The organism is Mycobacterium sp. 050134, assembly GCF_036409085.1.
Lineage (GTDB): Bacteria > Actinomycetota > Actinomycetes > Mycobacteriales > Mycobacteriaceae > Mycobacterium.
The window spans coordinates 54,039-78,764 of record NZ_JAZGLV010000007.1 but is presented as its reverse complement, the minus strand read 5'-3'; the positions used below and the strand labels follow the sequence as shown (position 1 = coordinate 78,764).

At 62.7% G+C, this 24,726-nt stretch carries 13 protein-coding genes and 1 tRNA gene; 11 read left to right on the top strand and 3 right to left on the bottom strand.

All coding sequences use genetic code 11. The features are described from left to right. The first annotated feature begins 492 nt into the window (after positions 1-492). The gene (locus tag SKC42_RS10015) at positions 493-2,928 is read left to right on the top strand and encodes an ATP-binding protein (protein WP_330964157.1); all 2,436 of its coding nucleotides are present in this window, start codon (positions 493-495) and stop codon (positions 2,926-2,928) included. 76 nt (positions 2,929-3,004) lie between these two features. On the opposite strand, the gene SKC42_RS10010 is transcribed toward SKC42_RS10015, so the two are convergent. Both SKC42_RS10010 and SKC42_RS10005 read right to left on the bottom strand, forming a co-directional pair. Then, on the bottom strand, positions 3,005-3,634 hold the full coding sequence (locus SKC42_RS10010) for a DUF4760 domain-containing protein (protein ID WP_330964156.1): 630 nt from the start codon (positions 3,632-3,634) through the stop codon (positions 3,005-3,007). 490 nt (positions 3,635-4,124) lie between these two features. Beyond that, positions 4,125-4,979: a hypothetical protein gene (locus SKC42_RS10005; protein ID WP_330964155.1), complete on the bottom strand. Its 855-nt coding sequence runs from the start codon at positions 4,977-4,979 to the stop codon at positions 4,125-4,127. A 294-nt stretch (positions 4,980-5,273) separates the two neighbouring features. On the opposite strand from SKC42_RS10005, the gene SKC42_RS10000 reads away from it, so the two are divergent. The 4 genes from SKC42_RS10000 (at position 5,274) to SKC42_RS09985 (ending at position 7,512) form a co-directional block, all read left to right on the top strand. After that, positions 5,274-5,570, top strand: a complete 297-nt coding sequence (locus SKC42_RS10000; RefSeq protein ID WP_330964154.1) for a hypothetical protein — start codon at positions 5,274-5,276, stop codon at positions 5,568-5,570. Positions 5,571-5,755: 185 nt separating this feature from the next. Further along, the gene (locus tag SKC42_RS09995) at positions 5,756-5,896 is read left to right on the top strand and encodes a hypothetical protein (protein WP_330964153.1); all 141 of its coding nucleotides are present in this window, start codon (positions 5,756-5,758) and stop codon (positions 5,894-5,896) included. Between the two features lie 13 nt (positions 5,897-5,909). After that, the gene (locus tag SKC42_RS09990; RefSeq protein WP_330964152.1) at positions 5,910-6,326 is read left to right on the top strand and encodes a YchJ family protein; all 417 of its coding nucleotides are present in this window, start codon (positions 5,910-5,912) and stop codon (positions 6,324-6,326) included. A gap of 40 nt (positions 6,327-6,366) precedes the next feature. Beyond that, positions 6,367-7,512 carry a zinc-binding dehydrogenase gene (locus SKC42_RS09985; RefSeq protein ID WP_330964151.1) on the top strand — a complete coding sequence of 382 codons (1,146 nt, stop codon included), beginning with the start codon at positions 6,367-6,369 and terminating at the stop codon, positions 7,510-7,512. An 8-nt stretch (positions 7,513-7,520) separates the two neighbouring features. On the opposite strand, the gene SKC42_RS09980 is transcribed toward SKC42_RS09985, so the two are convergent. Further along, a tRNA-Cys gene (locus tag SKC42_RS09980) sits at positions 7,521-7,591 on the bottom strand. A 110-nt stretch (positions 7,592-7,701) separates the two neighbouring features. Here SKC42_RS09980 and SKC42_RS09975 point away from each other — a divergent pair. From SKC42_RS09975 to SKC42_RS09950, 6 genes are all read left to right on the top strand, one after another. Then, positions 7,702-8,616 (top strand): TPM domain-containing protein, encoded by a 915-nt coding sequence (locus SKC42_RS09975; protein ID WP_330964150.1) that lies wholly within the window; start codon positions 7,702-7,704, stop codon positions 8,614-8,616. Positions 8,617-8,884: 268 nt separating this feature from the next. Next, positions 8,885-10,156: a fatty acid desaturase family protein gene (locus SKC42_RS09970; RefSeq protein ID WP_330964149.1), complete on the top strand. Its 1,272-nt coding sequence runs from the start codon at positions 8,885-8,887 to the stop codon at positions 10,154-10,156. A 44-nt stretch (positions 10,157-10,200) separates the two neighbouring features. Continuing rightward, positions 10,201-11,205 (top strand): glycoside hydrolase family 6 protein, encoded by a 1,005-nt coding sequence (locus SKC42_RS09965; protein ID WP_330964148.1) that lies wholly within the window; start codon positions 10,201-10,203, stop codon positions 11,203-11,205. A gap of 139 nt (positions 11,206-11,344) precedes the next feature. Then, positions 11,345-12,073, top strand: a complete 729-nt coding sequence (locus SKC42_RS09960; RefSeq protein ID WP_330964147.1) for a GntR family transcriptional regulator — start codon at positions 11,345-11,347, stop codon at positions 12,071-12,073. 16 nt (positions 12,074-12,089) lie between these two features. Further along, the gene (locus tag SKC42_RS09955; protein WP_330964146.1) at positions 12,090-12,365 is read left to right on the top strand and encodes a sigma factor-like helix-turn-helix DNA-binding protein; all 276 of its coding nucleotides are present in this window, start codon (positions 12,090-12,092) and stop codon (positions 12,363-12,365) included. An 853-nt stretch (positions 12,366-13,218) separates the two neighbouring features. Then, positions 13,219-24,726: a WXG100-like domain-containing protein gene (locus SKC42_RS09950; RefSeq protein WP_330964145.1), complete on the top strand. Its 11,508-nt coding sequence runs from the start codon at positions 13,219-13,221 to the stop codon at positions 24,724-24,726.

The following is a 24,726-nucleotide window of genomic DNA, read 5'->3' as shown; positions in this document are numbered from 1 at the left end:
TCCGGGGATGTGAAGGCGACACTTTTGTCGTCACGAATGACCGAGGACGGATCAGACCTACCCGGCTTGGCCGCGTCGCAGAGTTCGTGGTGTCGGGTCAGGCGCGTCTACCCGCGAACCACACGCGATGCGCGACGGGCCGCCACGCGCGGCGGCCATGGCAGCGGTCGCCGCTCATGCCGAAAGCAGCGTGCACCGCGTGGATTCGGCGGCGACACAGTATCTTTCGCCGTGCGCGACGCTGAGCCTTTCAAGGCATTCCTTTTGGTCTGACTTCGGGACCGCCTAGGATCGTCGCAGTGTGGCACATGCGCCACGCGCATGACTGATTCGCGCCAGTACCGACTCTGTCTCGGTGCTTGCTGTGCCATGACGCGCGTGCTGCTGAAAATATCTTCAATAGCATTGACAAATGCGTTCACAGATCAGCTCTCGCGGAGTATGTTAGCGTCGGCTAGCTTGGCACACTTCGCCCTCGAAGGAGAGCCAAACATGGTTGATAGCGACAAATGGCGCCAAATAGCGTTAGATTCGATACTCAGTCTCTGGCGTCCAGGGGGGAATTGCGCGCGCAGCAGCTCAAAGGACAACGACGGACGCTACCGCCCGACAGCCACGTTTCAGGCCATCGTCGCGATGGGCGAATGCGGCATTTTGCAGTCTGCGGTGAAGACCAAGGACGGCAAACCGCTGTCTGCGCGCGATATCCTCGTCGCTTTGGTCGGCTCCTCGGACACTTGGGCGGGAGATCGGATCGACGAATCCAGTCACAGCCACTCGAAGGCGACGCTGTTCCAGCCTGCGTTGGTAATCGGCAGTCTATTCCACGCGCTGCGGTTGCTGCTGGATGCTGGCGCGCTGCCGCTGAATTCGCCAGCCAAACAGACCTTTTCACCCGAAGGCAAGCCCGCGGACGGCGACCGGAAAACTCTCACGACGCAACTCTGCCGGGGCTTCGCCGAAGCCAGCCGGCGGCTCGCGGAGCTGACGCACCCGAAGGACGCACCCGATCGTGCCATGTCCGAGGCGGAGCTGTCCGAACTTCGGGAGGTTTCGACCTACCATCTGCTTCATGTCGCGATAGCGCTCAGTGAGCGCGAGAAGATCCTCAAGTTTGCCGCGGGTAAGGGACTCGTGCTCGATGACGGACCGCCCGCCACCCGCGCCATGTTCGGCGCATTCAAGCAGAGCTTAAGGGACTACTTCGTCCGACAGGTTGATCGCCTGATGGCACGCAGGCATCTCCCGTTCGATCCGGAGTACGACCCCACGTCGCTGGCCTTCGCCATTCGCGGGCTCGACGAACTCGGCGAACAAGTATGCGGCACACCGCTCTTCCGCGCAGCGGTGGAAGCAGTGGCTGCAGGACAACACGCGGACGGTTGCTGGCCCGATGGTGTCTCGGTCACGTACCAGGACGACGGCAGCACTATCCAGCAGCCCAGCGTCGAGGTGGCGCTGTGCCTCGGGGAGTCGGTTTTCGATAATGACCTGCTTGTCCTCTATGACGCCGACCGAATCGAAGTTCTTGACCAGGCATTTGGGGCCCTTGAGAAGACCGCGAATTTCCTCGCCGTCTCCCACAAGACAGTGGGTGAATTCTCCGGATGGGTAAGCGATCGCACACGCCGCCCGGGCGTCTTCGAAACCTGGGTCACGTCGTATGCGGCGCGGCTCTTCCATTTGATGTCGCTCGCCGAGCGGGCGCGCCGCCGCGCCGCGATCCTTGATAAGTATTTTCCACGCAACCCGGCCCCACCGACCGCTGACATGACGACGAATGGTAACAGCGGTGCGGGTGATACATCTCGTCGGTTGGGCAAGATGATCGAGCCTGACGACGTGTTACGGCCAGTCAACAAACTATTAACGGAAGTGGTGACGCCGCTAGAGAATGAACGGTTGCGCGGTGCCCCGATCTGTCGACCCGATAAGAACGGCGTCTCGTACATAATTTATGGCCCTCCCGGAAGCGGGAAGACTTTTATGGTGGAGCAATTGGCCGAGACGCTCGGCTGGCCGCTGCTCGCGCTCAGTCCTGGCCACTTCATACGCCGCGGTTTGGAAGATATCGAATCGACGGCAGCGAAGATCTTCACCCATCTAATGAACCTCGACCACACCGTCGTATTTTTCGATGAATGTGACGAATTATTTCGGGAGCGTTCCGAACAAAGTAGTGAGGGGCGTAACATCCTCTCATTCGCTACAGCCTCGATGCTGCCGAAACTCCAAGAACTGCACAATTCGCGCCGTGTCGTATTCTTTCTCGGCACAAATTTCCTGAGCCACGTTGATATAGCGATACGGCGACCAGGCCGCTTCGATGCTAGCCTCCTCGTCGACCGCCCCGACGAGGCTGCGCGGCTCGATCTCATCGTCGAAGGCTGGAAAAATGAGCAGAAGGAGTTAAGGAATAAGGTACGCGATATGCCCCCTCGGTACCGCGACTGGGCCGCTGATCAGGCTGGTCGCCGAACTAATGGCTGGATGAGCAAAGACGTGACGGCCGTTGGTGCTGCTCTCTGGGGTCAGTATGATAGGGCCCGCAATCAGAATCATAATGCCGACCTTATGCATCTTCGGCCAGACGATGAGAATGAAAAGTTCCAAGATATAGTCAGGCGTGCCGCGGCCACCGTTGATGACTACGTGGATTGGTGCGTTCAGCAGGGAAAGGCTGAACTAAAAGCGGCCGGCTACGAGGAGGGTGACCCGAAAGCGTGTAACCTCGAGGTGGCGCGCAGGGAACGGCGAGAGAATTTTTGGAAGGTTTTTGATCGATGGAAGAAGCTGCCCGACTTTTACCAAGATTACGTCCAGCATTCTAAGACGCAAGGGCCCGCCGCGGCAGAAGAAGCAGGCGCATTTATCGAGAATCTGAAAAAGCGTGATGATACCCCAAGGCAAGTGGAGCTGACGACATGAGGCTCAAGATATCTCGCAGCAAGAGCCATGAGCATCAGCATTCGCTATTTGCCTCAGAGTAGGTCAGCAGACGACTTCAGGGCTGGCTCCGCTCTGCCTCCAAGGTCTCGATGAGGCCTGGCCCGTCAATCTTGACATATAGGGCATCGAGTTCCTTAAACGGATGAGCTTGGCGTTTTTCGGTCCACCGGCGCCTCTTGGCCCTCTCCGCCTCTTCCTTCTGCATACATTTGATGTAGTGTTCTAACTGCTTATAGGTCCGAGCAATGACTGATCTCCCCATTCGACGAAGGACTGCTCGGTCGTAGACGCCCTGCTGAACGCCGAGGGCGATCGTTTCGAGCCCGTTCAAGATGTCTCGTACCTGATCGCCAAGCTTCCTGCGCTCCGACTCGTCCAATGCGGTGCCGTACTTGTCCGTTAGCTTGCCGTCGGGACCGCCGAGAAGTGCCTGAGCTTGTTCCGCGGTGACCTCATTTTTATCTTTGTTGACGAGAACTCTGGTCACGTCGCCGCGGGCTTCGCGGGTATCGTTCGCCCACTGACCCAAGGCGTCCAGCGTGTCCTTCCGCCTCGCCCTGATGCCGGTTCGATAAGTGCTGAAAGCAATGATGACGAGCGCTGCGCCGGCAACTGCCGCGATCGCATCCAGAAAAATTGTCTGCGCTGTCATCCCGACAGTGTCAACGATGTTGTAGGTGAACATCTCAGTGCCGTCCTAGCGTTATTCAGGCGGCTCCGCTTACGAACCGAGACGAACTACCTTTCGTCATTGCCGTGACCGTCTGTTCCGCCTGTTGAGCGATGCAGTTAGATTACCCACTTTAGTCGTTTAATGTCACGATACCCGGCGAGCGCAAAAAATCTATCCAATCGCTGAATCTCCCGCCGCGCCAGTTCTCCGCTTCTGGCAGATCGCATTTGCGGCGTTGCGAAGGATCGGTTTCGGGGGTTAGCGCTAGGCGCTAACGAGCGGGGTCGCCGCGGTGGCGCTCGTCAATTACACGCGGCCATCCGGTGACATGTTCCGACCACCACTGGCCCGGTGAGTGGAGTTCATAACGTGTCGAAATCTTGAGAACCCGCGTGCTGCAGAGTTGTGGGTCCGTCGGCATGCCAGTTCAGAGTGGGTATCTACAGTGACAGACTTTCCCAGTAGTCCGCCGTATCTTGGCGAGACCCTCTTCGGGTGTTTCTCAGTTCGCCCGCCGTGGTGGCGTAGCGGGAATTGACTTTTGTCTATCCCATTTCTCTTGAAAATACTTCGCCATATCGGTGAGCCATTCTCCAGAGTGGACCTCCAGGTGTTGACATTCGGCAGTCGGCTTTGTTAAGAACAGCGAAAAATATCCTTTTCTGGCATATGGGGCATCTCCGACAAGGTACATAGGAATGCATGGCAGATCGCAGTAGAAGCGGATCTCAAATGTTCCCCCGCTTCGTTCCGCGATGGCAGTCATTCTTAGAATGAAGCCCTGCAGGCCAGTCTCGTATGCCATGCCTGTCTCAGAACTGCTGGCCAGCTCCTCATTGCGAAACATTGAAGTTTCTGACTTCGGATCAATAATCAACATGCGGACATTTACCCCGCGTGCAGACGCGGCTTCCAGTGCTTTCAGGAAAGCATTTTGCAAAGGGCAATATGTGTCTAACCAGCTTACTGTTTCTCCCTTATTCGCTTCCCGGAATATTGTGCTGAAATCGAAGTGATCGTGAGAAGTGTATATGCCGAGCTCCGTTAGTGACTTCGCGACACCGGCGGCTTCTCGAAAATCGATACTAATCCGCTCTTCGATGTGTCCCAGAAAGTATTGTCGATCGATGATAGATGTCACCATTGCGGCGAGAACTGCTATCCCGACCGACCGTATTACGTCTTCCCAGTCTGCATTTGGGTGGCGACCTTTTGGGCCGAACACGAAGATTGCTAATATCACCAATATCACTGCAAAGAAGAACAGCGAATTGACGGCGTTGGGTTTGAACACTTCTTTGAAGGAGGTCAAAATCGATCGTTTGGGATTTGACTTCGTTCGCGATACGGTATTCATGGAGGATCGCTTACTCCAATCTGGGTTGCAGGAGACGCTCGCCTTGAGTATATGACCACGCAAAGACTCCGATCAGCTGTTCTAGCCATGTCGCCGGCAAGCAGTAGATCGGGATTATGGCTTATTAACACTCAGAGCCGGGGGCGCGATGGATGCCGGGGGGTTTCGTTGTTGATGGCTGAATTCTCGAAGTTGCGAAACGCGCATCGGGATGAGGCCGATGGACCTCTCTCGCGCCGCTCATATGGAATCGGTCGCTGTCGGCACCGCGTCCGCATGACTAACCTCGTAGCGGTGACGACGAATCAGCAGTTCGACACCATTCGCGCTGACGAGATCAAGCGCGGCGACAACATCGAGTTCCCGGCCAACGACCCGGGGGTGAAATGGGTCGTCGACGAAAACAGGGCGATCAAGCCGCCGTGCGATCAGCCCGGCGTGTTGTGGTACGTCGAGGAGGAGTCGGAACCTCTCCTCGGCAGCCCTCTAGGCGATCTGTACATCTTCACCGTCAAAGAGGTCGGGGCGGGAGCCGCGGTCGAGGTCCGGGTCAGGGGCCACGTCCCGGTCCGGCGGTCCAAGCGAACCTAATCGGTGCCGGCCCACACATGTTGGGTAATACCTTCGGCGCATTGAGCAACGCCGATCACATCGAAAGGCGTTGTGGGGAAGTCCTTATCGGCACAGCCGTACGCCGCCGAAATCTCACTTCATAAGTTCGTGGCAACGAAGCAAACGTGGGTATCGCTTCCGCAACGCCTACGAAGGAGACAGCGATGACCGAACGTCACGACGACGGGCACGACCACATCACCGACGACACCGAACGCAAGCCCAAAGGCGACGCCGCGCCCGTACAGGGCGAGGCGCCGTTCCCGCCGCTGGCCGGTAAACCGCGGCCCCCGATCGGGAACTGACACCCACATCAACGTGACCGAATTCGCCGCACCGCCATGCCCGTGCGGCAGCGGCGCCGATTACCGCGACTGCTGCCAGCCGCTGCACCACGGCGAGCGTCAGGCCCGCACGGCCCAGGAATTGATGCGATCGCGTTACTCGGCGTTCGCGCGCGGCGACGCCGACTACCTGTTCCGCACCTGGCACCCGCGCACCAGGCCGGCCGACGTCACCGTCGACCCGGCCATCACCTGGACAGGACTCGGCATCGAAGACACCGTCGCGGGCGGGCCCGACGACGACCGCGGCGAGGTCGAGTTCACCGCCCGGTTCGAGGCCGAGGGCCGCGCAGGCAGCCTGCACGAGCGCAGCCGATTCGAGCGCCGCGCAGGCAGGTGGTTTTACGTCGACCCGGAAGGCCGGAAGACGGATGACCGCATCGCGCGTTAATTAGCCAAAAGCACCGGCAACCGAAACGAGGCACGCCCACATGACCGCAGACCTGCCCGACACCGCCCTCGAACTGCGCTCGCTGGTGACCTCGGACGGCGCGCTCGAACTCTCGCTGCAGGAGGTTCCGGTGCCAAAGCCGCAAACCAACGAGGTGTTGGTTCGCGTCGAAGCCTCGCCGATCAACCCGTCGGACCTGGGCCTGCTCATCGCCAGCGCGGACTTGAGCAAGGCGACGGTCGCGGGCACTCCCGAACGGCCCGTCGTCAAAGCCCAGGTCGCGAAGGAGACGCTGCCGGCGCTGACGGCAAGGCTCGACGAGTCGCTCCCTGTCGGCAACGAGGGCGCGGGCACCGTGGTGGCCGCCGGCTCCTCCGACGCGGCCCAAGCCCTGCTCGGGAAGACGGTGGCGATCGCCGGCGGCGCGATGTACTCGCAGTACCGGGCGGTCGACGCGTCCGCCTGCCTGGTGCTGCCCGAGGGGGCGACGGCGCGGGATGGTGCGTCGTCGTTCGTTAACCCGATGACGGCGCTGGGGATGACGGAAACCATGCGCCGCGAAGGACATTCGGCGCTCGTGCACACCGCGGCGGCGTCGAACCTCGGGCAAATGCTGGTCAAGATCTGCCTGAAGGATGGCATCCCGCTGGTCAACATCGTCCGCAAGCCCGAGCAGGTAGAACTGCTGAGGTCACTCGGCGCCACCCACGTCCTGAACTCGACGACACCGTCGTTCGAGGACGACCTGTTTGAGGCCCTCAAGGAGACCTCGGCGACGCTCGCGTTCGACGCCACGGGCGGCGGCACGCTGGCGAGCCAAATCCTCAACGGCATGGAGAAGGCGGCCAACGCGACCGCCACCGAATACTCGCGCTACGGGTCCAGCACCCACAAGCAGGTCTACATCTACGGCTCCCTCGACACCGGCCCGACCGTGCTCGACCGGAGGTTCGGCCTGGCCTGGGGTGTCGGCGGGTGGCTGCTCACCTATTTCCTGCAGAACGCCGGCGGAGAGACCATCGGTCGGCTGCGGGCCCGGGTGGCCGCGGAACTCACCACGACATTCGCGAGTGGCTACACCCGCGAGGTCTCACTGGCCGGCATGCTCACTCCCGACGCCTTCGCTGCGTACGTCAAACGAGCCACCGGAGAGAAGTTCCTCGTGACCCCGCAGGCCCAACCCTGAACAACAAGAGCGAGTGACGGGACTCGAACCCGTGTATACGGCTTTGCAGGCCGCTGCCTAGCCGCTCAGCCACACCCGCACGAAGGCCACCCTGCCAGCACGGGCCGCGGCCGACCAGCGTTCGCCTCGGCGCGATCATTTCGGCCGCCGACGGCGCCCGTCCGGCACCTCAACCGCTAAATTGCCGGTATGCGTGTCGTTCGCCTCTGCGGTGTGGTCCTGGCGATCCTCACCGCGGGCCTGCTGCTGACAACCCCCGCCGGCGCGCAACCGCCGTCGACGCTGACCGACCACATCACGGACAACACCGGCGCACTGACGGACCCCCAACGGGTCGCCGTCAGCTCGGCGATCGACCGGCTCTACCGCGACCGCCGCATCCAGCTGTGGGTGGTCTACGTCGACAACTTCTCCCGGTTCCGGCCCGACAACTGGGCCGACAAGACCCGCAGCGCCAGCGGGCTGGGTGATCACGACGTGCTGCTGGCCGTCGCCACCAACACCAAGCTCTACGCGTTCAGCGTGCCGCCGGGGATCCAGGGCCTGACCACCGCCGAGGTGGGCAGCCTGCGGACGCGACAGATCGACCCGGCGGTGGCCACCAAGGATTGGGGCGGTGCCGCGGTCGCGGCGGCCGACGGGCTAAACAAAGTGGCGGCGCCTGACAGTTCGGCAAGCTCGTCGAAGCGGAGGTGGCTGCTGATCGCAATCGGTGCCGTCGCCGCCGTGGTCGTGCTCCTGGCGATCGTCGCGCTCTACCGCCGGCGGCGCGCTGCGCGGCGGGTCGACCCCGGCGGCGGGCAACCGAACCTCGAAGCCGGCACCACCTCGGTGACGCAGGCGCTGGCCACCGCCGACGGCCGGGTGCGCCAAATCTCGGACTACGTCGCCAGGCACGCCGACAGCGTCGGCGCCGACGCAAAGGCCCATGTCGAAGGCGCGAAACGGTACCTCGACGCCGCCCGCGGCACCGAAGGGACGAACGACGCCGACGCGATCGCTTACGCGAACAGGGCATCGACGCTGGCCGCCGAAGCGCAGACGCTGGCGAACTCCGACGTGCTGGGCGGGCACCGCACGCAACGACGACGATCCGCGCGGTAACGGGCGCAACCCGTAGGGTGGTAGGTCGGAGGACACGCCGATGTGGCTGCCGGCGCCAACGCTCAACTAGCGCTTATGTTGTATTGAGCCGTCGCTAATCTCGTCGCGGTATGGCGCCCGATCAACGAACCCCGTTGGGGTGCAACCGATCTCGGACCTGTGTAGCACTTAAGTCCGCCACCACGGCGGAACGTTGAGGTCGCCGGCGTCGTTGAATCGTTGACGGGATCTCGGCGTTGAGGTCCGCAAGGCTTAAGGGGAGGAAACCATGGCGATCACCGACGTACCGGCCTTCGCCCACCTGACGGATGCCGACATCGAGTGTCTGGCCGTCGAGCTGGATGCGATCCGGCGCGACGTCGAAGAGTCGCTCGGCGAGCGCGATGCCCGCTACATCCGCCGCACCATCGCCGCGCAGCGGGCCCTCGAGGTCGTCGGCCGGCTCCTGCTGGCGGGCAGCGCGAAGCGCTCGGTGTGGTGGGCGGGCACCGCGACCCTGGGTGTGGCCAAGATCGTCGAAAACATGGAGATCGGCCACAACGTCATGCACGGCCAATGGAATTGGATGAACGATCCCGAGATCCACTCCTCGACGTGGGAGTGGGACATGAGTGCGGCGTCGAAACACTGGATCTCCGCCCACAACAACCAGCACCACAAGTACACGAACATCCTCGACATGGACGACGACGTCGGCTATTTCGTCCTGCGCGTCACGCGCGACCAGCCGTGGGAGCGCTACAACGTCGGCAACCTGCTGTTCAACACCTTCCTCGCGCTCGGGTTCGAGTGGGGGATCGGCCTGCAGACGGTCGACCTGGAGAAGCTGCTCGAGCCGGGGCCCGAGCACGACATCACCGCCGTGCGCACGCGCGAATTCTTGGTGAAGGCCGGCCGGCAGGTGGTCAAGGACTATGGCGCCTTCCCGGCGCTCACCGCGCTGTCGCCCGGCGCGACATACACCTCGACGCTGAAGGCGAACGCGGTCGCCAACGTGATCCGCAATGTGTGGGCCAACGCCGTCATCTTCTGCGGCCACTTCCCCGACGGCGCCGAGAAGTTCACCAAGACCGACATGATCGGCGAGACCAAGGGCCAGTGGTACCTGCGCCAGATGCTGGGCAGCGCCAACTTCGACGCCGGGCCGGTGCTGCGGTTCATGAGCGGCAATCTGTGCTATCAGATCGAGCACCACCTATTTCCCGACCTGCCGAGCAACCGGCTGCACGAGATCTCGGTGCGGGTGCGCGCGGTCTGCGACAAATACGACCTGCCCTACACCACCGGCCCGTTCTTGGCGCAGTACGGCAAGACGTGGCGCACCATCGCCAAGCTGTCGTTGCCGAACAGGTTCCTGCGCGACTCCGCCGACGACGCGCCAGAGACCCGCAGCGAGCGGATGTTCGCCCAACTCGAGCCAGGCTTTGCCGCGACGGACGGCGTGACGGGGCGGCGCCGCGGGCTCAAGACCGCCATCGCCGCGGTGCACTCGTGGCGCGGTGCGAACCCGCGTGGCCGCGCGGCCCGGATCTCCGCGTAGCGGGCAGTTGGCGCTCGATCTGCCGGGGCACTAGTTTTCCTGACGTGACGTTCTCCGCTGCTCGTGCTGTCGCACGGTGGATCACCCCATTCCTGTCCGTCGCAGCCGTTGCGGGCATGGTTTTCCCGACCGGTGCCACGCCGGTCCGCCCCGCCCGCGGGGTGCGCTTGGCCAGCGACGCCAACCCGTTGGCCGGGGCGCCGTTTTACGTGAACCCCACGTCCGCGGCCATGCGCGCCGCACAGAGTGCCGACCCGCCGAGCCCCCAGCTGACCGCCGTCGCCAACACTCCGCAGGCCTACTGGATCGTCCCGGGCTCGTCGGCGTCCACGGTCGGGAAGTACACCGGCGACGCCAATGCCGCCGGCGCCATCCCGGTGCTGTCGCTGTACGGCATCCCGCACCGCGACTGCGGCAGCTTCGCGGCGGGCGGCATGGGGTCGGCCGCCGACTACCGCTCGTGGATCGACGGCATCGCGTCGGATCTGGGCGCCTCGCGGGTCGCGATCGTCGTCGAACCCGACGCGCTCGCCATGGCCGACTGCCTCTCGGGCGACCAGCGGCAGGAACGCTACGATCTCATCCACTACGCTGTCGACACGCTGAGCCGGGACCCGAACGCGGCCGTGTACGTCGACGCCGGCCACCTGCGTTGGCACACCCCGGAGGACATGGCCGCCAGGCTCAACCAGGCCGGCATCGGGCACGCCCGCGGTTTCAGTGTCAACACGGCCAACTTCTTCACCACCGAGGACGAAATCGGCTACGGCGAGGCGATTTCGGGGCTGACGAACGGTTCGCACTACGTCATCGACACGTCGCGCAACGGCGTCGGACCCGCGCCGGACTCCGAGCTCAACTGGTGCAACCCGAGCGGGCGCGCGCTCGGCGTCCCGCCCACCTCGGCCACCGCAGGCGCCCACGCCGATGCGTACCTGTGGATCAAACGCCCCGGCGAGTCCGACGGAACGTGCGGCAAGGGCGACCCGCCGGCGGGCACCTTCGTGAATCAGTACGCCATCGATCTGGCGCTTAAGGCCGGCCGCTAGCGCCCGACCCGGCGTCGGCAAAAAGCCGCGTCGAACCCGTCAGCCCGGTGCTGGCGCTGAGCTCACAATTCTCGGCCCCGACTCGCAGCTAAGGGCGATGCTATATACCATTGCTGTTGCTGGTATACATGGAGGCGTTATGGCATACGAAACGGCGGCCGAACGGGTGGCCTCGCAGCTGCGCCTCGACATCCTGCAGGGTGTCATCCCGCCTGGCTCGGGGCTTTCGCAGCACAGCGTCGCCGCCCGGTTCGGCGTGAGCCGCATCCCGGTGCGGGACGCGTTGCAGATCCTCGCGGGCGAGGGGCTCGTCCGCCCCATGTCGAACGCGACCGCCGCGGTGACGGGGATGTCGGTCGCCGAGCTGCAGGAGCTGTACGAGATGCGTGAGGCGGTCGAGCCGCTCGCCACCCGCATCGCCGTTCCCAACGTCGGCCGGGCGGACCTGCTCACCATGCGCAAGCAGCTCGAGGTCATGGAACAGCACGCCGACCCCCGCGTGTGGCTGACCGCAAACGCCGCATTTCACGCGGCGGTGTACAAGCGGGCGAACCGGCCGCGGATGATCGAGCTCGTCGAACGACTGCGGTGTCTTACCGACCGCTATCTATATGTCCATCTCGAGGTCATCGGGCAGACCGAGCACCTGGTGTCGGAACATCTCGCGATCCTGGCCGCGGTCGAGGGCGGCGACGCTGCCTTGGCCGCGCAGCTGGTCCGCGAGCACCTGGCGACCTCGCACGACTTCATCCTCACCTACCTGCTGGAGAACCAGGCAACGGCCGGCGGCAACGTCGATCCGTTGACCGGGTTGCACGCGGGCCCGGCCTCACCCGTCGGGCCGCGGACGTCGGAGACCCCGTCATGAAAGGCGCACCGAAGGCATGAGAGCGCGAGCTGAGACTGGCGGGCTGCAGGGAACCGACGCGTCCCGAGCCGACGGGTCAGACCAGCTCTTCGAGCGCGTGCTGATCACCGAAGCCATGGCTCGGTTGCACCCATCGCATCGCAAGGTGATCCACCGGGCGTACTACCTCGGCTGGGCGACGCACCAGATCGCCGCCGACCTGAACGTCACCGAACCCGTCGTGAAGTGTCAACTGCACCACGCACTGCGCGCCTTCCGTAGCTCGCTCAGCGAGTTGAAGCGCGCCAGCTAGACGGTACGGGGGCCGACTCGAAGCCGAAGGCCCCGGGCTGCAATCGGAAGTGGGTTGTCTATGGTGGGTGAACACCCGCTTCACACGGTGGGCCCGCCTGCGCGAGACGATCTCATCGAGCGCGACTTCATCGGGGATACGCCAAAACAATTGTGGTTCAGCGACTCACCGAGCCTGGCGCCCAAGAGGGCAAGCTCTACCTCTGCGCGATCAATGACGCGTTCTCCAACCGCATAGTGGCCTATTTCGATCAATTCCCGAATGAATCATGACTGGCCACCAGGCGCTCCGCGGTGCGGTGGCGTGGCGCGGTGCTGTCGCCGGGAGCATTCTGCACAGCGACCGCGGATCTCGTGCACCGGACTCCTCCTTGCGCTGATACGCATGCGGATTGCTCAGTTCGAGGTAACGAGCGAATCGACCTTACCGGGCTGGCGCTTGGGTCAGCATCGGTAGAATCCTCAAAATTATCGTTCAACAACAGATTTGGTGGTTATCGTCTGGCCAATCCACTTCTAGCGCAGCGCATCACCCTGGCCACGATGGCGGCCCATAGCCGCGGAGGCTTGGCAGGTCCGCCAGTCACAATGATTCTCGAGCGCATTCGCGGCTGGCCGCGGCAAAGCGATGCAGACAGTCGTGTATGCGACTGCCAATGCGGGGGGCGGAGGACGGTTGCCCGAATCGTCAGTCCGACTACAGCATTCAGTAACGCCTTAGAATGTCGGCCGCTCAAATCAAAGACGGTTCGCTCCGCGCATGATTGGATATGCCGCCCACAGCAACGAGGATCCGCCCGCGGTGATCTCTGACCGAATGGCGGTCTACGGCCGGCGGGTGTATAGATTTTGAGATGGGGATCGAGATTCCGCCTGGGCTGCAATGGGTTTCATATCTCGCCGGAGAAGCGTGGCCCAAGGGCGACGAGACCGCAATGTTTCAAATCGGTAATGACTGGATCAACTCGTCGCAACAAATGTCGGCTCTCGTCGCCACGCTCGAACCGGTTCAGTCGGAGACATTGTCGGTGGTCTCGGGTCAGACGGCCAGTGCGGTTGCGGCACAATTCCAGTCGCTGCTGTCGGGCGACTCGTCCATTCAGAATCTGGCCGACCAGATGTCGTCGTTGGGCGGTCTTGCCCGGCAAACGGGTACCGAAATCCAGTACACGAAGCTGCAGATTCTCAGCTCACTGGCGCTCGCTGCCGCGGAAATTGCCTATGCATTGGCGTCGGTAGATTGGACTTTTGGCGCGTCGCTGGCCTGGATTCCGCCTGTTGAAGCCATCACGATGGCCATGGTCCGCGCGCTGGTCACAACGTTGCTACGCCGGATCTCGACACTGTTGGCCGAAACGTTGACAAAGAAGGGGCTGCAACAGCTCGCCACGAAGGCCGCATTGTCGGCGCGGAAGCTGGCCCCGGAGATGGCCAAGGGCGCGGCCATCGGTGCCGGGTTATCGGTGGTCCAAGACTTCGCCATCCAGGAATGGCAAGTCCAGCACGGGTTCCGCGATGGTGGCATCGACTGGGGGCAGACGTTCGAAATCGCCTTAGGCGCCGTTATCGGCGGGGTTGTAAGCCCTCTTGCACACGCAGCCATCGGGACAGCGCTCGGGGAGTCCACCGATATCGCCTCGAAGCTCGTTAAGGGCGCGGTCACCCACTTCGGCACGGGGGTGGTGGGAAATGTCGCCGGTGGGGTCGCCACCGGGGGCGGCATGGACGCAGCGGACATATTCGGTGGTGCCGGTGGAGGGGCGATCTCGGGGGGTATCAGCGGTAGCACCGAACATCGGCACGATGGGGCCCACGGGGACGACGGTGAATCAGTCGATGGCACGGACGGATCTCTGGATACAAACGGCGATTCGGGCGGCGACGACGTCAAGATCTTTCCGAGTGGCGAACCTGCGGGCACGCACAGCGGTCCGCATGACGTCGATGTTGCTCCGGGTGCGGAACCGCCCGCGCCGGGACGCGGAACAAGCGTCGGCAATACGGTCGCTTCGCTTGACGGATCGGATGATTCAGCAGGGCCGAGCGCGCCTCAAGTCAGCGGCGCCAACGGCAATCCGTCATTCAACGACGAAAGTGTCCCGCCGTCGACAATCCGCACCGAGACCGAAGCGCAGGAATCCCCGCCGGAAACCACTATCGCCCGACAGGCTGCTTCCGGTTCAGGCAATCCAGCGACGCCGCCCGCCGGCGGATTATCCGACGAGACGCCTGGGGGGACAGGCGAAGGGCAGAGGTCGCGTGGAGGGGAATCGGACGCCGGCCAAGGGCATGGCGAGCAGGGGGCGGCGCCAGGCAAACTGGCCGATCGGGCCAAACCATCGCCGAGCTCGACCGGTGCCGCCGGCTCGACAGACCACCAGACCGCGGTGGCCCGCAGATCGCAGTCCAGCATCACGGCGACCTCACAAGACTCAGCGAACGGGCCGTCGTCTTCGGCCGCATCTGAGAGCACACTCGGGGTGCGGCACCCGGGCACGGATGCTAGCGGAGGTGCGTCCCGCGCGGTGCCGACGGGAAAGCCGGGCATTCCTCCCGTGGGCGCTTCACCCGCCGAGCGGTCATCCTCGTCCGAGCCCACAGTGCCGGTGCGAGCCGACGTTACCCCTGCGCCGCAACCACTCAAGGTCGCGCGCTCCCATGCCGAGCCCACTGAGCCGTCGGACCCGTTTGATGGGCACCCAGCACCCGACACGGCCGGACGTGACAGCGAGCCGATAGGCACTGGCGACCATCAGGGGGATGCCGCGGACGCGACAGCGCCCGTCGAAACTGCGGAGCGGTCGATGGGGCAATCCGTGCCAGACACCGTGACCACGACCGATTCCTCCGAACCTTCGGCGATTGCCGTTCCCGCCTTGGCAGCCCTCGCACCATCCAGCCACGACGCTCTATCGCCGTCGAGCGGGCGCCATCCGGACAGCGACGAGTCATCGGTGCGAGTTGGAGATGTCCGTGGTGGTGATGCCCGGTTCGGAGAATCGGAGTTCTTTGAGTTGGCCGATTCTCGGTCCCTGCGGCAGCCTTCGCCGTCTGTGGCCCGCCCTGACGGTCAGGCCATCACGAGATCTTCTGCGGACACGGCGGCGCGGGACGTGGAGTCCGAGCCGATTTTGGGTGTGCGATCGTCAGATAGCGACAATGGGCCGTCGGGTGATGGCGCTGTCCGGCGGCGGGCGGGGCAAGATCATTTGGGGGCTAACGACTTTGGTCCCAACAGAGGATCCGATCCGGCCACGGGCACTGACACCAGGATGACTGCGGTGGCGGCGGATCGCGGGATGCCGTCTTTTGGTGCCGGGCCCGACCCGGTGCCGCTTTCTCGCCCATCGTTTGGGCCAAGAGTGCCCGGTGAGGCATGGCAGGTGCTGGCCGAGCGTGACTCTGGCCGCGCTGCCGACGTAATGGCTCAAGCCAAACTGGAGCTGCGATCGTTCCGCGACGGGGTCTCGGCCAGGCGGCGCGCTCACGCCCAGGCTGAGTTTGACGACATGTCGTTTGAGGACACGATCCGGCAGGCCTACGGTCGATTGGACGATCGACAACAAAAAGGCAACCACCTCCAGGTCGCGCAGTACGTGGCCAACTTGGTGCGCACCGGTGATCCGGTGCTCGGGGCTGGCGGGGCTGATCGGAGTCGATCTGTCGACCGCAGCGACCGAGATGCCCGCCCGCTACGTCCCGAGCCTGGTGGCTGGGTTGACCAGGGCGCCTCCTCCAGCGGGTCTAGGCGACGGGCCGAGCTGGGGTTGGCGACTTCTCAGGCACCAGGGCAGACACGAAGGCACGGCATCGAGCCGGAAGCACCGCGGGCGTCGCTATCGGCGTCGGCAGTCGGCTGGGAGCCCATCACGCCAGGGACTGGTCGTTTCCCATTTGCCGTGTCGCGAGGTGCGGGTGGGCTCGCGCAATCGGGAGAAAGGCCGGTCGCATCGCGCGCTCATGCGGGTACTAGTAGAGCGTCGGGTCGCGAGACCGAGGCCGCGGTGAACGCGAGCAGTTCGGTGGTAGGCCGGGCCGCTAGTCGGGCGCCGCGAGGAGAGCATGGGCCGAGGGATGGCCACGAGCATGTTTCCCGACGAAGTTCTCGGCACGACGCACCTGAGCGACGTTCAGAGCGGGCAGGAGAATCCTCAAAGCGGCCCCGGGAAGGAGATGAGGCCGAGGGTTCCCGGAAGCGGAGAAGAGCCGGCAGCGATTTTCCTGAAAGGGATTCGGGAAATTACCGGCCCCGGCCGCGGGAAGCAACGCGGTGGGCGACAACGACGTGGGGAAGTGAGGCGAAGTATGAGGCCGAAAACCGCTCCAGAGAGCTAAAAGAAAGGCTAAGAAGGCTAGGGGGCGGGGGTGATCAAAAAGGAACAAATGGGAATTATTCGCAGCTGCAAAAGGCTCTAATCGCGGAGTATGCGCAAGGGTTTTTGGCGTCACGTGACGATGCCCCGATACTTGAATACGAGCTCTCTGGCTACGCCGGGCTGTCGAACGAGTTGAGCAAGAATCTGGAAGACCACGACTCGCGAGACGCGTTGAATCAAATTGCGGCGAAGTTTAGTCAAACCCGTTGGTTGGGGCGGCGAGTGCGCGCCCTCGATATTGCATTGTTGGCTAACGCCTTCAGCAAACTAGATCTCAACCCCAGTACTGCCGCGGAGCGCGGACTTGTCAAGATCGCCACACATATGATGATCCACGCCAATCTGAGGAACTACACAGAGCAAGGTCTGGCGCTTGTCGCCAATGGGATCAGCAAACTGAGTCTCAACCCAGGATCATCCGCGAGACGTGCGCTCCAAAGGATCGCTGAACATGTAGTGACCGCCGGTTTGAACGCCGCCAGCGACCCGCAACATTTGGCGAATCTCGCCAACGCACTCAGCAAGCTGGACCCAGATACCATCGAGGTTGCTCGGCGGGCGCTGGAATCGATTGCCGCCGCGATGATCGGCAACGACCGATTGAACAACTCTAAATCCCAAGAGTTGGCGAACCTAGCCAATGCATTCAGCAAGATAGCCACAGGCACCAACCCGATTGCACGACGGGCGCTGGAGACGATTGCGACACATGTAGCTACCGCTGGTGTGAACGGCGATTACGAACCGCAACATTTGGCGAATTTGGCCAATGCTTGGAGCAAGCTGGATCTTGACCAGAGTACCGCGGCGACACGCGGGCTGGACACGATCGCTGCGCATGTGGCAAACGCCGATTTGGACGGCTACAACCCGCAACATTTGGCGAATCTGGCCAATGCTTTGAGCAAGCCGAGTCCCGATACCGGCCAGTTTGCGCGGCGGGCGCTGGAGGCGATTGCCGCGCATGTGGCAAACGCCAATTTGGGCGGCTACAACGCGCATGACTTGGCTGAGCTGGGCAATGCATTCGGCAAGCTGAGTCCCGATACCGACCAGGTCGGGCGGTGGGCGCTGGAGGCGATTGCCGCGCAGGTGGTCGGTACTGATCTGAGCGGCTACAACGCGCATGACTTGGCTGAGTTGGGCAATGCATTCAGTAAGCTGAGTCCCGATACCGACCAGATCGGGCGGTGGGCGCTGGAGGCGATTGCCGCGGAGGTGGTCGGCGCCGACAACCTGAGCGCCTACAGCGCGCAACATTTGGCGAATTTGGCCAATGCATTGAGCAAGCTGAGTCCCGATACCGGCGAGGTTGGGCGGTGGGCGCTGGAGGCGATTGCCACGCGGGTGGCCGAAACCGAAGATTTCAAGGACTACAAACCCCAACACGTGGCAAACCTGGCGAATGCGTTCAGCAAACTTACTACCATGGCGAGCTTGCCGGCGAAGACGGGGCTCGAAAAACTCGCCGCCGTGGTGGCACACGCCGATTCAGAGGGCTACAAGCCGCAAGAGTTGGCAATGGTAGCTAATGCCCTCAGCAAGCTGGATCTCGAGCAGAGTGCAGCTGCCGTACATGGGCTCGACACGATCGCCGCGCATGTGGCAAACGCCGATTTAGACGGCTATAGCTCGCAACATTTGGCGAATTTGGCCAACGCATTCAGCAAGCTGAGCCCTGATACCGACCAGGTTGGGCGGTGGGCGCTGGAGGCGATTGCCACGCGGGTGGCCGAAACCGAAGATTTCAAGGACTACGAATCCCAACACGTGGCAAACCTGGCGAATGCGTTCAGCAAGCTTACTACCATGGCGAGCTTGCCGGCGAAGACGGGGCTCGAAGGGCTCGCCGCCGTGGTGGCACACGCCGATTCAGAGGGCTACAAGCCGCAAGAGTTGGCAATGGTAGCTAATGCCCTCAGCAAGCTGGATCTCGAGCAGAGTGCAGCTGCCGTACATGGGCTCGACACGATCGCCGCGCATGTGGCAAACGCCGATTTAGACGGCTACAGCCCGCAAGATTTGGCGAATTTGGCCAATGCATTGAGCAAGCTGAGCCCTGATACCGGCCAGGTTGGGCGGGGGGCGCTGGAAGCGATTGCGGCGCAGGTGGTCGGCGCCGACGACCTGAGCGACTATCACCCGCAACACTTCGCGAATCTGGCCAACGCATTGAGCAAGCTGACGATCACCAGCCAGGTCGGGCGGAGGGCGCTGGAAACGATTGCGAAGCAAGTCGCCGAGGCTGATCTGGACACGTACAATTCCCAAGATTTGGCGAATCTAGCCAACGCATTGAGCAAGCTAGATCTTGACCAGAGCCCAGCCGCGTCACGTGGGCTGGGCAAGATCGCCGCGCATGTGGCAAACGCCGATTTGGATGGCTACAGCCCGCAAGATTTGGCGAATTTGGCCAATGCATTGAGCAAGCTGAGCCCTGATACCGGCGAGGTTGGGCGGGGGGCGCTGGAAGCGATTGCGGCGCAGGTGGTCGGCGCCGACGACCTGAGCGACTATCACCCGCAACACTTCGCGAATCTGGCCAACGCATTGAGCAAGCTGACGATCACCAGCCAGGTCGGGCGGAGGGCGCTGGAAACGATTGCGAAGCAAGTTGCCGAGGCTGATCTGGACACGTACAATTCCCAAGATTTGGCGAATCTAGCCAATGCGTTCAGCAAATTAGATCTCGACCAAAACCCAGCCGCAACGGAGGCGCTTAACAAAGTCGCCACGTATGTAGCCGACACAGATGTCAGTAAGTACGCACGGCAAGATCTGGCAAGTCTAGCCAACGCGTTCAGCAAACTGGATCTCGAGCGGAACCCAGCCGCGATAAGCGGGCTCAGTAAAATCGCCACACATGTGACCGAGACCAACTGGGATGACCACGCTCCGCAAGCATTGGCAAATCTAGCCAATGCGATCGGCAAGTTGGATGCCACCGCGAGTCCCGCGGCGAAGGCGGGGCTGGAAAATATCGCCAAAACGGTGGCCGCCGCCGATCTGAACGGCTACGACCCGCAAGCGCTGGCGAATTTGGCTAATGGGTTGAGCAAGCTGGACGTCGAGGCGAGCCCAGCGGTGAGGGAGGGCTTGGAAAATATCGCCAAAACGGTGGTCGCCGCCGATCTGCACGACTACGACCCGCAAGCGCTGGCGAATTTGGCCAATGCGTTGAGCAAGTTGGATCTCGACGCGAGTCCCACGGCGGCGCAGGGGTTGGCGTGGATTGCTGAGAAGGTGGGTAGGGGGGCCCATTGGTTTGGGGGTTTCACTCAGGCGGGTCTTGGTCAATTGGCCAACGCATTCGCACGCGGCGAGATGGCGGCCGGAGATGTGCACGCGCAAGCGTTGTTTACTGAGCGGTTGCATCAGCTGGCTGACCATTGGGGGGAGGATCCTCGTCGGCTAGAGCAGGCTGGGGTGTTGGAGATTGCTACCCTTTTCAAGGCTTTGGCCAAAGTGCGGCTGTACGACGATTTGCGGGCGCTGGCCTCGCCCGGGGTTGGACGGCTGGCACAGTTGCGCAAACACGATGATCTCAGTGGCGTGAATTTGGAAACGCTGGGGAATTTGAGTGTGGCGTTATTGCCGTTGGTGCGCAGTCCGCAATTGCGCCGTTTCCGAGAACAAACACTGGGTTATTTGGTGGGTCTGCAGCCGCTGATTGCGCGCAAACTCGATTTGTATCATTCCAGAGACTTGGCGCACCCGGATGAGAGGTTTGCTACGCGCAATCCCGCGTTAACGGTGTTTCAGATCTTGAAGACCTACCACGTCGTCGCCAACATGACGGCACGGGCGGAGCGTCGTCGGGGCACGGCGGAGTTTGGGGATGCGCGGTTGGGACCCGACCTCAAAGCGTGGCTCGACGCGACGTTGCGGGACAACCGAAAGTTGATCGAGGACGATTTATCGAGCGGCAGCTGGAATTTGATTGCGCAGCTGGAGGTCGAAAATCCGCTTGATGCGCTTGATGAGTGGCTGCGGGCAGATAGCCAGCGTGAGGTCGACAGTCAGGTGGCCGGGGTGCCTGCGTCGTTCGACATGGCTGCGGTGTTGGGTCAGATGCGCCATGAGCCGGGACCACCGCCCGCCGATGTTGGGTTGCTGAGCTTGCCGAAGGTCGATTTGCGGGGCACCCCGATCCCGGATGAACATCCGGGATCGGATACGCCGCGGTATTCCATCTTGAGTCGTCTGACAGAGGGCACGATCAAGCCGGTGGGTGTGCAGTTGCCGGGCAAGCTGAGCGGTTTCATGTTGGGGCGCACGCTCCATGTGGATGGGGTTCCCTACCGGATGGATCTGTTTGGGGGCAGCGGGATGAAAACCGAGGCCGAAACCCTGGAGGCGATCTTCGCGCGGAAGCCAGGACAGTTCAAGGCCGCTAATGAGGGGCGATTGGTGGCCGTCCCGCTAGCCGACACGCGGCATGACAGTTCATTTGCCGGATTGATGGCGAAGCTGCTGCCTAATCAGGAGAGTTTCTACTACTTCCAGCGCATGATGCTGGCGTCTCCACCGGGCATCGCTGGCCTGCGGCCTCACGATTACGTGCTGGAGGGCTCGTTTCCTATTGCAATCCTGCCCGACCGGCACCCCGATGAGGTCCACCCGTTCCAGCTGCGGGGAGGGATTGCACTTCGTCCGCATGACGGGACGGGGTTCATCAAGGAATCGGTCGCCCACAAAATGGGGCTCTTCGACAAAGCTCGGGGGAAGTTGCCGATTTTTGGGGAGCGCCCAGCCAAACTATCTGCGCACGCGCTGCAGCACTACCCGCGCTCTCGTGAGGTGGTCGAAGAAGTCGTGGAAAAGCTGCGGCCCGCCCTGGCCGCCGGCAGTGGCACTGCGCCTCGCGGTGAGGAGTTGTTCCGCACGTTGACCACCGGCGATATCCGGGGCCGGCATGGGGTGGCCGTCCCCGCTTCCGACGGCAAGCTGCATCTGCCCCCCCGCAAGAGCGGGGATGGGGTCGGCGCGGCCGGCGTCTTGATCGGGCGCTCTCCCTATGACAAGCCGAATTTACGGCCGATCGACCGCAGCCAGGTCGGCGAGCGAGAGGATGCTACGGCGTCATTTTTGGCCGAGGCTACGGCGATCCAATACAGTTTCGTCGCCGCTGAGCCCGCCGCCGAGCAGGAGCCACACCAGCGGCTGTTTTTCGCCAAGGGTGTTCTCGTGCTGGTGCCTGATGAGAAATGGCCGCTCGATTACGCGGATCGCAGTGTGGTGTTCTCGGCGGAGGACATCAAGACTCATTCCGACTGGCTCGCGAGTAAGGACCGGAACACCAGCGACACCGAGATGGTCGCGACCGGCATTCTGCAAGCCACCGAGGTGTTCGGCCCGGGATCATTGGCCGCGGTCCCGCCCCACGAACAAAAGAAACTCGACGGCGATTTCGACGGCGACGCCGTGATTATCATCGGCGACCGGCCCGCCTTGTTCGACCACGTGCAGAGATTTGAGCGGGAACTAAAACCGCTACCCTCTCTCAAGCCGCCCAAATCCCACACCCCGGCGATCGATCAGGAAAGCGGCCACTATAAGTTCGGACGTGGCCGGCAAATTCTGTCCACCAAACTGGGCACGTTGCAGCGCTACAGCAGTCTGTTGCTCGCCTATCTGGCGCAGTCCCCAGACACCCGCCGCTGGATCGCCGAACGCAGCGTGTTCGGGACTTATGAGGGGCTCGACCCCCATCTCAAACAACAATTTCGCCAAGCGCTAGAACAGGGGGAACGGCAGACGTCCGCCGAACAGTTGATGGCTGCCTTGGATGGGGAGTTCGACCGCGCCCACAACCCGGACACCAAAACGGTGATCGGTCTGTTGCGCGATCAGCTGCAGGCGTGGCGCGACGACCCGGCGCCCACCCGGGACGATACTGCTGAACCTCCTCCGTCATCGCTTGCGGGCCCGACCCAGGTCGCTGAGCGGCTGGAAACCCTGGAACAGACACAGCAAGAGGGCAGCGAATTGGCCGTCCGGCAGCAGATCGACGACACCCGGCTCTTGGAGTTGTTCCCCAAACTCGAGGAGGTCAACGCAGCGCGGACCCCGGTCGACCGCATCGAGGCGATCCTCAACGCGTTTCCCAACCGCATGCACTTCGACTCCAGAGGCTACGATCCCGATGACCTGCCACAGAGCCTGCAGAATTTCCTCAGCCTGGGCATCAAAGTCGGCACCGACGCCTATAAGTCCGATACCGGCGCATATATCTTCAAACAGAAAGCCGACCGCCTGGCAGCCCTTTTCGCGCAAGCCCCCAACGTGCACAGCGTTCCCTACGCCAAAGCCGCCGCCCGCCGGCTGCACGCCGGAAAATTCGATCCGCACACCGACCGCGAGATCCTCAAAGACAATCCCACCCTGGCCGCCGGGGTCATGGAGGCCGGCCTGGACCTCGCCGACCAGCACGATCTTCTGGCCCGGCCAGCCGCGCCCGAAGACCCCATCGAGATAGCCGGCCAACACGCCAACGCCCACTCGTTGGCGCAGGCTTTGCACAGCCAAGCCGAACAGCAGGAGCCGCACATTACCCCCACCGTGGCTCAGGTGGCTCACGAACTAGGAACCGAGCTGCGTGACCAAAACAAACAACTGCGAAGCATCGGTTCCATGCGGGATGATCTGGCTGCTATGGGCGACACGGCTAACAATAGGGCAGAACACCGGGTAAGCAATGCCCTCCGATACGTCATAGTCTTCCCGCTGGAACATTTCACCCAACGCACCCGCGAAGCTTTGCAAGAACTGCAGCGTGCCGGCTTCTCCAAAATGCGGGTCAAGAACTATTTCCTTGACAAAAATCCTACCTTCCGTGGTGTGAGCGCCGTCCTGGCCACCGAGGAGGGATACCATTTCACCGTCCAGATTCATACCCCAGACAGTTACAGGGCCAAAGTCGATAATCACAACACCTTCAAGGCCAGCCAGCGGGAGAAACGAAAAACAAATCCCGATCTCCAGCAAACACAAGAACTTCGGCGCTTATTACAAGACGAGTACGCGCCGGGCAAAGTCGCCATCCCAGACCAAGTCGACTCCATCCGGGATTTTGTTCCCGTCACCGGGTTGGGCGTGCGCCGCGGCGGCACGCAGCGTCCGGATGAACGCCCGGCCGGCCCGCCGCCGGCAGGATCCGGTGAGCGTCTTGGTAGGTCCGGTGCCGGTGCTGGCGCGAACGCTTCAACACGCCCGCACGCACCGCGCAATGTGCCTTCGGGGCCGTCCGCGCATCGGCAATCCGGGCAACCCGACCGAATTGCCCCCCACGCGGAAACCCCAATCACGGGCCGCGTCGCCGGTGAGGTTCGGGACGAAGGCGCACTGGCCGGTGCTGTCCCGCGGGTTCCGGATCGGTTGCCGGTCGACGTCGACCTTGATTACGAATATGGGCGTTTGGTGGAGGCTTCGTGGGTCAAGCCGGGTGAGAAGGACGGGCAGACGGATTCGCCGCGGATCAACCCGGTCTGGTATCGGCTATCGGATATGCCGCCTGAGGTGTTGTTGTTCCACACCGATGCGAAGTGGCATTACGGTGTGGACGCCGAGGGGCATATCCGCATCGGTAGTGCAGAACTGGGCGCGATGCTCTCCGTGGAGGAACTCACCGAGCAGTACCGCTATCACCACCAAGGGCAGCTGCCCAGCACCGAACAACTCGAGCAATTCCGAAAATCGATCGATGGCCAGGGTCACCCGACGATCGCGGTGGAGTTCGGCGATCTGGGGCAAAGGATCGATGGCCTTCCGCAGTCGAGGGTCAGCGGTGAGATCGTCTGGAACCGCGCGGCCAACAGGTGGGAAGTCAACATTAACTCGGGTCGTTACATGCGGGGGAGTCGCGCATGGGCGAGGACTCGCCGGCCGCGGCCCAGCGACACCGAGATCCACCGCTGGCTCGGCAACGTCGCCGCCCGACTCTCCGCCCACCTCGGAGTTCCGGTAGTGACGCCCAGATCGTGGTGA